Genomic DNA, 13,967 nt, shown 5'->3' with positions numbered 1-13,967 from the left:
CTATAAAGAGTTAGCGTTTGCTTCTAACTTTTTATAGGTGCTTTTATCTTGAAAAAGACATCTTATTACGCAGGGCATCTGGACAGAATCAAATCACTGCACAACTCGCTGATTTTAGAAATGGAATACTGTGTCGATATGTGTTGCATTTTCATTTCTATGCGCTTCAGCAAATCGGGGTCTTTCATGTAGGTTTTAACCTTTGAATCCAGCGTATCAATGTCCTCTATGTGAACCCCGAGGCCTTCCGCTTCGAGAATTTCCATATTTTCTTCTTCTTGACCGAGAATATAGAAGGGGATAATCAGCGGCAAGTGTTTGTGGATGGCTTCTGTCAAAGTTAAACCACCGGGCTTGCTGATGAGGACATCGGCTTGGTCCATCAACTCGTGAACATTGTTTACAAAGCCGTGTACATGAAGGGTGATGTTCTCCGGCAAGTGTTTAAAATCGTTGAGGATGGCTTTGTACACTTGTTGGTCGTTGCCGCACACCGCGTGAATCACTACTTTTTGATCGATTTTGACGAGTGCTTTTAATGTGCCGTACATCTTTTTACTGCCGAGGCTTCCCCCCATAAGTAAGATGGTGAACGTGTGATCCATCATTTTAGGCTTTGGTTTCTCCTTGTAGAAAACGTGTTTCACCGGGATGCCGAATGTGTGTATTTTGTGTTCGTCTATACCGAAACGAATCAGCTGATTTTTAGTACATTCCATCGCTGTAATGTAGGCATCGATGCTCTCGTGAAAATAAAAGGGATGGACCCCTAGATCCGTAACCACCGTGACGCAAACGGCGTCGGTGTACCCTTCGTCTTTAAGCTGCGCAATGAGGTTGACGAAAATAGGGTGTGTGGCGATGACCACCGATGGGTTGTACGTTTTAAACACCTCAATGAGTTTTTTTCTTAATACAAGTAAGAAAAATTTGCGGAGATGCTTGTTTGAAAAATCATTTCCTGTTATCTTATAAATGCTGCCGTACAAATGCGGTACGTAGTTTGAAATAATGTTGTAGCCGTCTTCTATTAATACCTCTAGGAATTTGCTGTTTTCTCGAAAGACGTCCATGACGTGTACTTGGTAGCCGTCTGCTTCCATCTGTTGTTTCAAGGACTGTGCGGCCTGATTGTGACCGCCGCCTGTACTGGCTGTAAATATTAAACTGGTTGGTTTGTCATTCTCTCTCATGATGGACTCCTTTTTTCAGAACCATGATTTATTGAGTTTACGTTCTTATTATAAAGTGTTATTTTTAAAAGACCATTAGAATTTCTTTAAATTTTGTTTTTGTAAAGTTCTAAATTGATTAGAGATTGATAGCCCTTGTGTACGGGTAAGATATTAAACGGCGGAGGTTTTAAATATGAAACGATTTTTATGGTATAGCATTTACATATGTGTAGTCGTCGGACTGATTTTCGTCGTCACAGTAGAAACGCGTAAAATAGACAGTGGTGACGCACTGATACTGTCTGAGGCAGAGCGGGCATACATTGAATCGGCGCCGGTGATAACGGTGGCCATCGACCCCGAATACGCGCCGTTTGAATTCTATGAAGACGAGGAACCCAGAGGCCTTACCATCGACTACTTGAACTTACTCAGTGCCCATACGGGCCTTACATTCGAATACGTTTACTACCCGACCTTTAAAGCGATTTTAGAGGCGGTGTACGCAGGTGAAGTGATGATGACAGGTGGGGCGATAAGGACAGAAGATCGGATGCCGCATATGCACTTTACAGACAGCTTTTATACCAATTACGATGTTATCCTAGTGAGAAGTGACTTTGGCGATATCAGCGAAGAGGCACTAGAAACGCTGCCGACGGGGGTTATTGAAGACTATTCGGTTAACGCCTATTTGTTAGAAGCTTATCCCGATATCGATTTAACGACGTACCCCAACATCACCGATGGCTTGAAAGGCCTATCTTTCGGTGAAATCGATGCATTTGTCACCGATTTTTCGCAAGCGGCTTACTATATATACAAGTATGGCTACCACAACATCCAAGCTTTGGATGGCGCACGTATATCCGGTGACGGCGATTTGAGGTTTGGGGTTAGAAAAGGTGACGAGCAGCTCGTGTTAATCCTCAACAAAGCGCTGGCGGCATTGAGTGAGGACGAGCGAGAGGCCATCCATCAGAACTGGATTGGCATAAGAGTTGCGCCTTTAATTTCCAGACGCTTTGTAACCGGTGTTGCAGTAGCAATTGCCGTTTTGATTCTCATTGCACTGGGCTTCCTCTTTGTCAATCGGCTCTTGAGGCGTGAAGTCGCTCTGAAAACGGCACAGCTCCAAAAAGAGTTGGCACATGTCAAACAGATAGAAGTGAACCTTCAAAACTTAAATGAGACTTTGGAGGAAAAGGTGAAAATCCGCACAAGGGAGTTGGAAACAGTGATTCAGGACCTAAACGAAACGCAGGAAAAAGTCATTCAGTCTGAAAAAATGGCTTTTTTGGGCAATTTAGTAGCGGGAGTAGCTCATGAAATCAACAGCCCGTTGGGCGTTCTATTGACTGGAAGCACCCATCTCAAGTCGGAGACCGACAAAACGGTAGAGGCTTTTGAAACATCGACGATGACCAAAGGGGCTTTGACCAAGTATCTCGGGACGGTGTCCTCTTTAACCGAAATCATAGATGAAAATGCGCGCCGCGTTTCAAGATTGGTGCAAAGTTTTAAACAACTGGCTGTGGACCAGAACCAGACAGAAAAAACAGTCTTTTCATTGAAAGAGACATGCGATGCCGTTATAGAACAGTTTCGCATGACGGGGCATACTGGCATGCAGATTGAGAACGGTGTGCCGAAAACTCTTATTATAAAAAGCAGTCCCGGCGCATTTACTCAAATTCTGACGCAACTTATAAAGAACAGCATTCAGCACAGTGGAGACGGGTCGAGACCTGTAACCATTAAAGTGTCTTGTGAAGATGTGGTAGGCGGCATTGTTTTAGTCGTTGAAGACGACGGTATCGGTATGTCTGAGCTTCAGGTAACCAAAATTTTCGATCCGTTTTACACCTCAAAAAGACATTTGGGCAACACAGGCCTCGGCATGCACATCGTGTTCAATTTGGTGAAACATCAACTGGGGGGCGATTTGGATATTGAAAACACTTATGGGAGCGGGTTTAAAGTCGTTATGAAAATTCCACTCTAGCCCCTTGACTTTTCCCCTAGGGGAAGGTTTAAACTGTAATCAGTCCCGGCCGGGCGTCTATGGAGGTAAAGATGACCATTGGAGAATTTGCTAAAAAGCACAACGTCACCCCAAAATTGCTCAGACATTATGACGATATGGGGCTGTTGAAACCCGTAGCGGTAGATGAAAGCAGTGGCTATCGGCGTTACAGCCCCGAGCAGTCTCAACTGCTAAGATTTATCTTACTGCTGAAATCCGTCGGGTTTTCGCTGACTGAAGTAAAGGATGTACTCAGTGATGTCGGTGACGCTGGCAAACTTCTTCTGGCGCTTTCACGCAAACGAATGGAACAGGCAAAGGTGTTGAGTGCCGTTATTGAACGCTCAATAAGACTGGATGCCCTGCTTTCATTTCTTGAAACGGAGGGGTTTGATATGGAAAAGTTAACTGCTTATTACACGATGCGTGCAGAAGAGATTACAGCATACAAAGAAGCCATACCGGCGCTTGAACACCTGGTGACACAGGCGGAAGCGCTGGTGAGAAATGCTGTTGAGGGCACCATTTTTGGGCTGTGTCGAGTTGATTTAAGACATTTTGAAGCGTTTAATACGGTCGATGGCTACGAAGTAGGCGATAAAATCATCGTCATGGTCTACCGCTACTTTCAGGAAGTGGTCGCCGGTTACAACCTCAACCACGCCATAGCCAGAGCCGGCGGCGATGAGTTCGTCATCTATCTGGAGGGGGCGCCTGCCGATATCGAGGCGATTGTCTACGATCTCAAAGCCCATGTGAATACCATTGACTACAAAAAGCTGGGGGCACACAAGCCTATCGACTTTTACACGTCGTGTGTCATTACACAGGCGAGTGCCGCAGTGGACATGCGCGATATGCTCGAAGAAACCGCTGTTTTGTTAAGACGCGCATGCCCGGATGTCACCCCGAGTTTAGAAGGGGTTTTTATTAAACAGCAACACTGTTAAAGGCCAATACATGCTTTGTTTTATTGCTCCAACTAACCCTCGACGGTCTGTTTATAAAGCCTGTCGGGGGTTTCTTGATTCGCACCATGGTCAATGGGTATAAATGATTCAAAACAAGTGTCTTGGAGGAACTGTATGAGAAAGAAACTTTTGATTGGTCTCAGCCTCCTCTTGATAATGGCTTTTTCAGGAACTGTCTTTGCCAATGCTGACGTGTCGGAAAGCAGCATTCCCAGAAGTCAAGAGAGTTATCAAGACGAGGCCATAGAAGGCTTTTTTGAAAAGATAAAAAGTCGAGTTGAGGCCGAGCCGTTTAACCTCGTTGCAACACTCATCTTTATACTGGCCATAATACATACCATGCTGACAAGTGTTTTCCAGAAGGTTGCACATCGAATGGAAGATCGGTATGAACGCGCAAAACAAGCGGGGAAAAAAGAGAAGAACTCCCATTCAATACCGGCGAGTTTTATACACTTGCTCGGTGAAGTTGAAGTGGTCTTTGGCATATGGGCTATAGCGCTCGCCATTGCCATAACGTCCTATTACGATTGGTCCACCTTTGTCGCCTACATTAACGAGTTACATTTTACAGAACCCCTTTTTGTAATCGTCATTATGACTATTGCTTCGAGCCGTCCGATACTGAAGATTTTTGAGCTCTTTATGTGGCGCATCGTGCGTTTGTTCGGTAGTACACTGGAGGCGTGGTGGCTTTGTATACTCATTATTGCGCCGCTGCTCGGTTCCTTTATAACAGGTCCTGCGGCAATGACCATTATAGCGTTTATGCTCGCCGATAAGTTTTACAGTTTGGGCCCTTCTACACGGTTAAAATACGCCACTTTGGCGTTGCTCTTTGTCAATGTCTCTGTCGGTGGCGCATTGACTAACTTTTCCAATCCGCCGATTCTAATGGTGGCTGGACCGTGGGAGTGGGACAACCTCTATATGTTCACCCACTTTGGGATAAAGGCTATTGTGGCTATGGTTTTGTCCACCGGGACTTATTTTTTCTTGTTGAAGAAAGATTTAAATGATTTGAAGGGCGCTTATGAACACTACCGGTACAAGCGGTATGTGCAACACCGCTTTATCAGTCAAAAAGAACTTGAAAAAAGTTTTGAAGAACTTGAATCGCTTGTAGACAAGCGCGTATCGTTCACAAGTGAACTTCACGCCTACAGTTTTATCTTGAAAGAAAATATCAAGGTGTTGGCTTCCGAGAAGCTCACAGAAGACGAACGCGTCTTATACGATATCGATAACGCTATCGATGAGAAATTCGACGGCATTAAATTAGAAGAAATGAAACGCACCATTCCCGGACTTTTGCCTGTTGAAGAGCGTCCGGTTTACAACGATCCGAAATGGGATCAAAGAGAAGATAAAGTACCGCTGTGGATTATGCTGGTGCACGTAGGCTTTCTGATTTGGACAGTGGCCAACGCACACGAACCTGTGCTCTTTGTTTCGGGGTTCTTGTTTTTCTTGGGCTTTTATCAGGTAACCAACTTTTATCAGAACCGAATGGATTTGAAAACGTCATTGCTCGTCGCCTTCTTTTTGGCAGGGTTGATGATTCACGGCAAACTTCAATCGTGGTGGATTGCACCGTTGCTGGGCAGTTTACCTGAACTCGGACTCAACGTGACATCTATTGTGCTCACTGCTTTTAACGATAACGCTTCGATTACCTACTTGAGTACATTGGTACCGAATCTGCCAGAATCGCTGAAATACGCTGTGGTCTCCGGTGCTATTACCGGAGGTGGGTTAACGGTGATTGCCAATGCGCCGAATCCCGTCGGTCAGTCAATTTTGAAAAAGTATTTTGACCGGGGAATTTCGTCGCTGCAGCTGCTTAAACTGGCACTTTTACCGACCGTCATTACGGCCACGGTATTTTATTTATTCCGATAGAGAGGAGGCTGAGGTGAAAGTATATGAAAAGTCTATGCCCTCGACATTTCACTCTGTCGACGAGGCTGTTCTCGAGATTTTAGACCTCTTAAAAACAAGAGGTTATGTAACCGATAAGCACGCGTTGTTTAATATCGGCTTTATGCTCAGAGAACTGTTGAACAACGCTGTTGAGCATGGGAACCGCTTTTCACCGGAAAAAGAAGTGCATTGTGAAATTATTAAAAAGAAGTGGGAACTGGCATTTGTGGTTAGAGATGAAGGCCATGGCTTCAAGTGGGATGCGCCATCTGAAGCAGAATTTTTGCCGGACGACTTGCTGAGAGAGCGTACCAGGGGGTTTACAACCCTTTTGGAAATGGCATTTAGAATAGAAGTAAAAGGCAACCAAGTCGTCGCGACTATGGCTCTAAAAGAGGAGGAAATCGTATGAAAAGCGAATGGAACGGTACGTCGATGCGCGTAATTTTGACGGAAGGTCTTACAGCAAACAATGTACCGAAGTTTAATAATGAAATCGATAGCATGCTGAGTGTGGGCGATTCGTATGATGAAGTCGTCTTAGACCTCGATCACACGGAAAATGTCGACTCCGTAGGCGTGACGTTTGTCATCGGTTTGTACAAGCGTCTAAAAAACAGTGAAAAGCATTTTAAAGTAGCCGGCGCCAGTGATGACATACAGAGTTTGTTCAAATTGATGAAACTCGATCAGTTTTTTCCAATGGAAAGCTAGGAGGTTTCTATGGGGTATCGGATACTCATTGCAGATGATGCGCTGATGAATCGAATGCTCATAAAGAAGATACTGGAGCAAAATCTCGAAAATTGTATGTTCGAAGAGGCTGAAAACGGGCTTGAAGTACTGGAAATCGTCTCTAAATGCCAGATTGACTTAATTATACTCGACCTTATTATGCCAAAAATGGACGGGTATGAAACGCTTAAACGGTTAAAAGAGGACGACCTCCATCACGATATTCCCGTTATCGTCAACAGCGCGATCAATGAAATCAATTCAATAGAAGAAACTTTAAAAGTCGGGGCGGTGGATTACTTTACCAAGCCGCTTTCTCAAAACGATATGAACATTATTCTACCTTTAAAAGCTCGAAACGCTCTTTTGCTGTACGAACAGAGTAGAACGATTATCGAGCTGAACAGAGAAATCAATGAAGAACTCAAAAATGCCAATACGTTTGCCAACATCATGTTGCCGAACCCAGGGGTATTTAAACAGATAGAGCTCTTCATCAAATACCATCCGTCTCTAGGCATCGGCGGTGACTTTTTCGACTGTGTCAAAGTGGGCAATAAAATTCATTTTATGGTAGCCGACGTCACCGGGCATGGCATAGCTGCGGGTATGGCGTCTTCGATGGTCAAAATTTTGTATCGTAAGAGCATTGAGAAGACAGATTTAGCCCCACATGAAATTCTGCAAGATATCAACGATTCGATTTTTAGAATATTTGATTTTGCAGGGGAGGATAATTACCTCGTCTTTACGGCCTTTGTGGGGGTTATTGAGGACGGTCGACTGTCGTATGCCAATGCGGGGCAGCCGTACCCTTTGATTTATAGAAAAGAGCTGCAGCAATTTGAAAGTATTCAACAAAATGGTTTTTTAATTGGCATGCTAGAAGGCGTACCCTATGAGACTGAAGTCGTAGACCTGTTTAAAGGCGATGTGCTCTTTCTCTACACAGACGGCTTGTTTTGTGCGGGAGAGGGGACTGACTTTACGGGATGGGAGCGCGTAAACAGTATGGCACAAGGATTGACCCATACATTAGAGGTAGATCCCAACGACTTTTTAGAAGTATTGTTCTATGGTTTTCATATGATCCATAAATCCAACGGCATCGACTTCACCGATGACGTCGCTATGATGCTGTTAAAATTAACAGAGTAAGCACCATAAAGTATGGCCAACCACACAGCCATACTTTTTAGTTTGACAGACAACAAGCCTTGAGCCGAAAGCCTTCACGCGATGGTTTAACGCGTGAAGGGGTCAGCGAAAGGCGTTTTCCTCCGGAGTGGGGAAACAAGAGTGAGAGCTCAGGAAGGAGCGTTGTATGGGGAAAAAAATGTGTAAAAAAGTTAAGGACGGCGTTTTAAAAGATGATATGTCTACCTATTTAAAAGACGCTTTGCCGGCGCAATACGTTTGCAAGAAATGTGGTCTGTTCTCAAATGACGAGTCGTTGTTATGTAAAGGTAAAAAAGTGAAAGACGTCTAGTGCACCGTACCGTTTACAATAAATAATATAGCTTGTCTACTCAACCTTCTTGCAGGGCTAAGTTTTTGATAATCCTCCGCATCGCTATAGACAGTTCGAGGAAAATAGTCGGACTTTTAATTAACTTTCAAAGCTACAGTACGTTAGGAGGTTCCATGTTTCTCAACAGAGATTTGAGTTGGCTTAAATTTAATGAGCGGGTTTTGCATGAAATGGCAGATGCTTCGAGAGCGCCTATGGCGCGCCTCGCATACAGCGCTATTTTTTCGTCCAACTTAGATGAGTTTTTTATGAAGCGGATGCCGCTTTCCATGGAAAGGGCCGTTTCAGCGAAAATTCGCCAAGCTGTTTGTACAGCTACAGCGCAGCAAGTGGTGTTTAGCCAGTCGGTCTTAGACATTTTGAGTACTGCCGGCATCGTCTTTAAAAGGCGATGTGAATGGACGCCTTCTGATTGTGAGAAACTCGAACGGAAATACTTACAGCGGATTCGCCCTATTATAACACCTTTGGCAATTGATACCGAGCGGACATTCCCGTTTCTGAGTAGCCATCAACTGCATATCGGCGTGAAGTTGCATATTGGAGGTGCAATTCGCTTCGCCGTCGTAGAGTTGCCCTATTTGCTCAATCGACTGGTAAAAATAGAGAAGACCGCAGAAAAGGTGAGTTATGCATTTGTCGAAGATATTTTACAAGCGCATATCGCCGGGCTATTCAGTGGATGTGAAGTCGAGGCGACATGCGTCTTTAGAATCACGCGCAGTGCAGCACTGAATTTGGAGGCATCTGACGAAGCGTGCTTAACAGAAGCTGTCTTTCAAGCGGTTAAATACCGAAAGTGGGGTCGTGTCGTTCGGCTGGAGATCGATGAAGCGGCATCAGGATGGTTTGTTGACCTATTGACCGATGGTCTGGAAATAGACGATAAGGTGGTGTACAGGACGTCAGGACGTTTAGATTACACTTTTCTCAGCAGTTTCAAGATGCCCAAATCCCATGCTTCGCTTTGTGAGGTCGTCTATCGGGCAAACCATGTTCCGTGTAAAAATATCTTTAAGGCAATAGAGAAGGACGATGTATTTCTGCACCATCCCTTTGACAGTTTTCAGAGCGTTTTGGATTTCTTGCATCAGGCGGCGACCGACCCTTCAGTTGTCGCTATTAAGCAAACGCTGTATAGGGTAAGTGCAGATTCTCCTATTGTTAAATTACTTGGCGAGGCCGCTAGGGCGGGTAAGCAAGTCACAGTCGTTGTAGAATTACTTGCGAGATTTGACGAGGTACAAAATATCAAATGGGCGCGCGAGTTAGAGAGACAGGGCGTTCAAGTTGTCTACGGGGTTAGGGGACTCAAAACTCATGCAAAAGCCTTACTGGTTGTGAAAAAGGGGAAAAAGCACTTCAAGCGGTATGTCCACTTAAGTACGGGAAATTACAATGATTCAACAGCGTGTAGGTACACGGACATGGGGTACTTTACAACGCGAAAAGATGTGGTGGACGACATCGCCGCTTTTTTTGATTATTTAACCGGTTGTGGTGCAGTGCCCGAACTCTCTGTCGTTAAGATGGCGCCTTTTCACATGCGGTCTTTTATAAGTGATGCAATCAGAAGAGAAATTGAGGCCGCCCGTAGAGGTGATAAAGCGCAGATTCGCGTTAAAATGAACGCGCTGTTAGACGAAGAAACGATTCTAAAACTCTACGAGGCGTCGCGTGAAGGCGTACAAATCGAACTGATTATACGGGGCATCTGTACATTGATTCCAGGGAAAGCGCCCTATAGCACTCATATAAGTGTCAGGAGCGTCGTGGGAGAATTTTTAGAGCACAGCCGATTGGTCATCTTTGAGAACACAGGTGTTTTTCTGTCTAGCGCAGACTGGATGCCGCGTAATCTCAGCCGACGTGTGGAACTGCTTTTTCCTGTTGCGTGCCCTCGCATCCGTGATGAAATTCGAGCGGTTTTTGATTTGTACATGCGAGATGATTCAAAGGCATGGACAATGAGTAGTGAAGGGGATTACCACCGAATAACACAGTCCCAAAACGAAATCTGTGCACAAGAGCAACTGAAGAAAACGGGGAGAGATTTATCGAATAACAATCGGATATAGCAAAAAAAGTAAATATGAACAAATTGTAAAGTGTCAGTTTATCTGAAAAATCAGAATAGAAAAATGGGAAATAATTGATTTAGGATTTCATCATAATTGAAAATGATAATTGATATACAAAAACCAAAACGGTATAAAACGTTGGAAAACAGGCGTTTTATACCGTTTGCTTGTTTTGATAAGATTATCCGATTTGAAAATAAAGTTAACATAAGTATTTCGAAATGATAGGTAAATGTGCCCATAAACGCAAAAGTCTGAATATTGACATTTGAACAAATGTATATTATAATTTCGATACCGTTATAAATATTAACGATTTGTTCATCAACATGTAACAAACTTAAAACACTGTAACATGGATGTAACGAAAAAGAGTGAACTTTGTTATATTTAAGTCCGAGTCCATCGGAACTTATTTATAAACTTTCACAAAAAGAGAAGGGAGATTTACACATGAAAAAAGCTTTATCTATTTTGTTGATTGCTGTTCTAATGTTTACATTAGTAGCATGTGGCGGCAATGAAACAGATCCGCCAACGACTGATCCAGGTACAGATACTGATCAGGGAACGGATGCTGACGGTGACACAGATACTGACGGCGATGATACATCAAATGAGCCGACTGCACCAACTGAGCCAACTGGCGAAGTCATCATCGGTAGCACAACTGACTTAAGCGGTGACTGGATTCCTTACTTCCAAAACAACGCTTCTGATTACGACATTTACAACTTTATCGGTGGTCAGAGTACAGTTGGTTTAACATTTGCCGGTGAGTACATCGTCGACGAAACTGTTGTAGAGAGTTATGATGTTACAGAAAACGAAGATGGTTCTAAAACGTATACTTGGAACATTAATCCAAATATGAAGTTTAGCAACGGTGAGCCAATTACAGCTAAGCATTATGTTGCTGAGACACTTCTTTGGAACCACAAGTTAATCGCAGATTTAACAGGTGATAACACAACAGCTTATAGACTCGTTGGTCATGACGCTTATGCAAAAGGCGAAGCTAAAGAGTTTGCAGGTGTGAGACTGTTAGGCGATTACTCTTTCTCTTTCACAATCAACCCTGAGTTCTTACCGTATTTCTACGAGCTTCCAATGGTATCAGGTGGCCCTGAGTACTGGCCGTTCTGGTTAGGCGAAGGCGTAGACATTATGGACGACGGTAACGGCGCTTACTTCAGCACAGAGTTGACACTCGACACGCACAAAGAAACTTTTGAAGCGGCTAGAAACAACCCGGTTTACGTATCTTCAGGCCCTTACATGGTAGACAGCTATGACGAAGCAACTAAAACAGTTGTCTTAAAAGTTAACCCTGAGTATGCAGGTAACTTTGAAGGTCAAAAACCAATGATCGAAACCGTTATCTTCAAACGCGTTACACAAGATACACAAATCGACGAATTGGCAACAGGTCAAGTAGACCTTTTAATCAAACTTGTCGGTGGCGACGAAATCAACGCAGGTTTCGACTTAGTTGACCAAGGTGGCTTCAACTACACAGATTACCCAAGAGCAGGTTACGGTAAGTTAACATTCCACTGTGACTACGGCCCAACGCAATACAAAGAAGTAAGACAAGCGATCGCACACCTTCTTGACAGAAACAAGTTCGCTAGAACGTTTACGTCAGGTTTCGGTTCAATCGTTAACGGTCCTTACGGCGAAGGCCAATGGTTCTTCCAAGAAAACAAAGCAGAGTTAAATGAAAAATTAAACGCATACCCTTACAGCTTAGAAGACGCTATTAAAGTCTTAGAAGAAGGCGGTTGGGTATACGATGAAAACGGTAACGACTACTCAGAAGGTATCCGTTACAAGAAAATGGACGATGGTACAATGTTACCACTCGTTATCGAATGGGCTTCTTCAGAGCAAAATGCGATGTCTGACCTCTTAGTTGTAGAACTTCAAGAGAACCCAGACCTTGCAGCTGCCGGTATTAAAATCAATCAAACGGTTATGACGTTTAACGAACTCCTCTCTTACTACTACAGAGATGGTAGCCAAGATGCAAAATACGGTGTGCCAACATACCACATGTTCAACTTGGCTGTTAACTTTAACCCAAGATATGACTTAACTAAGACGTACTCAATCAAAGAAGAAGACATTAAGCAGGGTCTCAATACAAACTTTATTAGAGACGAAGAACTTTACAACTTTGCACAAGCTATGGTTCTCAACGATCCAACAGACAGAGAAAAGTTCAAAGCGGATTTTGTAAACTTCGTCGTAAAATGGAACGACCTTTTACCGGACCTTCCACTTTACTCTAACATCTACCATGACTTCTACTCTGATAAGGTTCAAAACTTCAACAACAACTCGCTTATCAGAACGTCTCAAGCCATTCTTTACGCTTATGTAACTGAATAATTGGCTAATCGCGAAGAGTACTATTTCAATCAAAATAAAAATAGGGTATTCACATACCCTATTTTTATGTCAAAAGTGAGGTTCATGTGGGGTATGTGAATTCGCTTTAATACATTAGGATAAGGTAGGTATCTCAATGATAAAGTATGTATTTAAGAGAATTGGATACATGATCTTTGTATTCATGATCATGTCTGTATTGTTATTTTGGCTGTACAGCTTAATTCCGGGTGACCCGGCGAGAGCCGAGGTCGAACCGATGAAAGACACGCTATCGGCAGAAGAATATCAGCTCAAGTATGAGCTTGCCAGGGAGCGTCTCGGTCTTGACGACCCATTGCATATCCGTTACTACAACTGGGTTAGTAAGTTTGTACGGGGCGACTTTGGTCAGTCGCGCGTTTACAAAAAGCCAGTTGCCGACGTCGTCAAAGTACCACTTAGAACCACGATATTTTACAATATTTTCGTTCTAACCATGATATTCATTATAACAGTACCGCTTGGCATCGTCTGTGCCATTAAAAAGAATTCGACTTTCGATAAGGTGGTACAGGTTGTCACCATTGTCGGGTACAGTATACCATCGTTTATCTTTGCGCTCTTATTTATTTATGTTTTTGCCGTTAAACTCGGTTGGTTCCCGGTCAGCGGTATGAAGACGCCAAACTTCCAAGGAACAGAGTGGGAAGCTTTCATCGATATGCTCAAACACTTGGTGTTGCCAATTGCAGCGTTAACATTTGCCTCTCTAGGCGGTATGACGCGTTACGTCCGCGCCGCTATGGGCGATGCGCTCTCAATGGAGTGTATTAGAACCGCACGTGCAAAAGGTCTTAAAGAACGCGTCGTCGTATTGTCACACGCTTGGCGCAATGCTTTACTCAGTGTCATTACACTTTTAATTGCTTATATGATGACCCTCTTCTCAGGCGCTCTAATTCTCGAGACGATGTTCAATATCAATGGTATGGGTAAGTTCCTGTACGAATCGCTGGTTAACCAAGATTATAATGTCACCATTGCACTTCAACTTTTCTACGTTATCATCGCACTGTTAACCAACTTGATTATCGACTTGAGCTACGGCTTGGTAGATCCTAGAGTACGCGTCAATAAATAGAGGGGGAA

At 43.7% G+C, this 13,967-nt stretch carries 11 protein-coding genes; 10 read left to right on the top strand and 1 reads right to left on the bottom strand.

Annotated elements, in window-relative coordinates:
- Positions 1 to 65: 65 nt before the first annotated feature.
- Positions 66 to 1,193, bottom strand: coding sequence for an MGDG synthase family glycosyltransferase (locus ACR6HW_RS02475; RefSeq protein WP_455729590.1), 1,128 nt, complete (start codon positions 1,191 to 1,193; stop codon positions 66 to 68).
- Between the two features lie 175 nt (positions 1,194 to 1,368).
- Between ACR6HW_RS02475 and ACR6HW_RS02470 the strand changes: the two genes are divergently transcribed.
- The 10 genes from ACR6HW_RS02470 (at position 1,369) to ACR6HW_RS02425 (ending at position 13,959) form a co-directional block, all read left to right on the top strand.
- On the top strand, positions 1,369 to 3,180 hold the full coding sequence (locus tag ACR6HW_RS02470) for a transporter substrate-binding domain-containing protein (RefSeq protein WP_455729589.1): 1,812 nt from the start codon (positions 1,369 to 1,371) through the stop codon (positions 3,178 to 3,180).
- Between the two features lie 71 nt (positions 3,181 to 3,251).
- The gene (locus tag ACR6HW_RS02465; protein WP_455729588.1) at positions 3,252 to 4,151 is read left to right on the top strand and encodes a MerR family transcriptional regulator; all 900 of its coding nucleotides are present in this window, start codon (positions 3,252 to 3,254) and stop codon (positions 4,149 to 4,151) included.
- A 135-nt stretch (positions 4,152 to 4,286) separates the two neighbouring features.
- Positions 4,287 to 6,074 carry a putative Na+/H+ antiporter gene (locus ACR6HW_RS02460; protein ID WP_455729587.1) on the top strand — a complete coding sequence of 596 codons (1,788 nt, stop codon included), beginning with the start codon at positions 4,287 to 4,289 and terminating at the stop codon, positions 6,072 to 6,074.
- A gap of 13 nt (positions 6,075 to 6,087) precedes the next feature.
- Positions 6,088 to 6,507, top strand: a complete 420-nt coding sequence (locus ACR6HW_RS02455) for an ATP-binding protein (protein WP_455729586.1) — start codon at positions 6,088 to 6,090, stop codon at positions 6,505 to 6,507.
- A complete protein-coding gene (locus ACR6HW_RS02450; protein WP_455729585.1) occupies positions 6,504 to 6,809 on the top strand; it encodes an STAS domain-containing protein in 306 nt (101 codons plus the stop codon). The genes ACR6HW_RS02455 and ACR6HW_RS02450 overlap by 4 nt, the downstream gene beginning before the upstream one ends.
- Positions 6,810 to 6,818: 9 nt before the next feature.
- A complete protein-coding gene (locus ACR6HW_RS02445) occupies positions 6,819 to 7,988 on the top strand; it encodes a SpoIIE family protein phosphatase (RefSeq protein WP_455729584.1) in 1,170 nt (389 codons plus the stop codon).
- 166 nt (positions 7,989 to 8,154) lie between these two features.
- On the top strand, positions 8,155 to 8,319 hold the full coding sequence (locus tag ACR6HW_RS02440) for a hypothetical protein (protein WP_455729583.1): 165 nt from the start codon (positions 8,155 to 8,157) through the stop codon (positions 8,317 to 8,319).
- Between the two features lie 155 nt (positions 8,320 to 8,474).
- Complete coding sequence (gene ppk1, locus ACR6HW_RS02435; RefSeq protein WP_455729582.1) at positions 8,475 to 10,439, top strand: polyphosphate kinase 1; 1,965 nt, start codon at positions 8,475 to 8,477, stop codon at positions 10,437 to 10,439.
- Between the two features lie 456 nt (positions 10,440 to 10,895).
- Positions 10,896 to 12,836 (top strand): ABC transporter substrate-binding protein, encoded by a 1,941-nt coding sequence (locus ACR6HW_RS02430; RefSeq protein ID WP_455729581.1) that lies wholly within the window; start codon positions 10,896 to 10,898, stop codon positions 12,834 to 12,836.
- Positions 12,837 to 12,972: 136 nt separating this feature from the next.
- The gene (locus ACR6HW_RS02425; protein ID WP_455729580.1) at positions 12,973 to 13,959 is read left to right on the top strand and encodes an ABC transporter permease; all 987 of its coding nucleotides are present in this window, start codon (positions 12,973 to 12,975) and stop codon (positions 13,957 to 13,959) included.
- The last annotated feature ends 8 nt before the right edge of the window (positions 13,960 to 13,967 follow it).

The organism is Fusibacter sp. JL298sf-3 (genome assembly GCF_053842995.1).
This window is presented reverse-complemented; position numbering and strand designations above follow the sequence as displayed.

What these genes read in the sequence shown, in the direction of transcription:
- ACR6HW_RS02450 (WP_455729585.1), top strand. Translation starts at nt 6,504, where the DNA reads ATGAAAAGCGAATGGAACGGTACGTCGATGCGCGTAATTTTGACGGAA.
- ACR6HW_RS02425 (WP_455729580.1), top strand. Translation starts at nt 12,973, where the DNA reads ATGATAAAGTATGTATTTAAGAGAATTGGATACATGATCTTTGTATTC.
- ACR6HW_RS02445 (WP_455729584.1), top strand. Translation starts at nt 6,819, where the DNA reads ATGGGGTATCGGATACTCATTGCAGATGATGCGCTGATGAATCGAATG.
- ACR6HW_RS02460 (WP_455729587.1), top strand. Translation starts at nt 4,287, where the DNA reads ATGAGAAAGAAACTTTTGATTGGTCTCAGCCTCCTCTTGATAATGGCT.
- ACR6HW_RS02475 (WP_455729590.1), bottom strand. Translation starts at nt 1,193, where the DNA reads ATGAGAGAGAATGACAAACCAACCAGTTTAATATTTACAGCCAGTACA.
- ACR6HW_RS02465 (WP_455729588.1), top strand. Translation starts at nt 3,252, where the DNA reads ATGACCATTGGAGAATTTGCTAAAAAGCACAACGTCACCCCAAAATTG.
- ACR6HW_RS02430 (WP_455729581.1), top strand. Translation starts at nt 10,896, where the DNA reads ATGAAAAAAGCTTTATCTATTTTGTTGATTGCTGTTCTAATGTTTACA.
- ppk1 (WP_455729582.1), top strand. Translation starts at nt 8,475, where the DNA reads ATGTTTCTCAACAGAGATTTGAGTTGGCTTAAATTTAATGAGCGGGTT.
- ACR6HW_RS02440 (WP_455729583.1), top strand. Translation starts at nt 8,155, where the DNA reads ATGGGGAAAAAAATGTGTAAAAAAGTTAAGGACGGCGTTTTAAAAGAT.
- ACR6HW_RS02470 (WP_455729589.1), top strand. Translation starts at nt 1,369, where the DNA reads ATGAAACGATTTTTATGGTATAGCATTTACATATGTGTAGTCGTCGGA.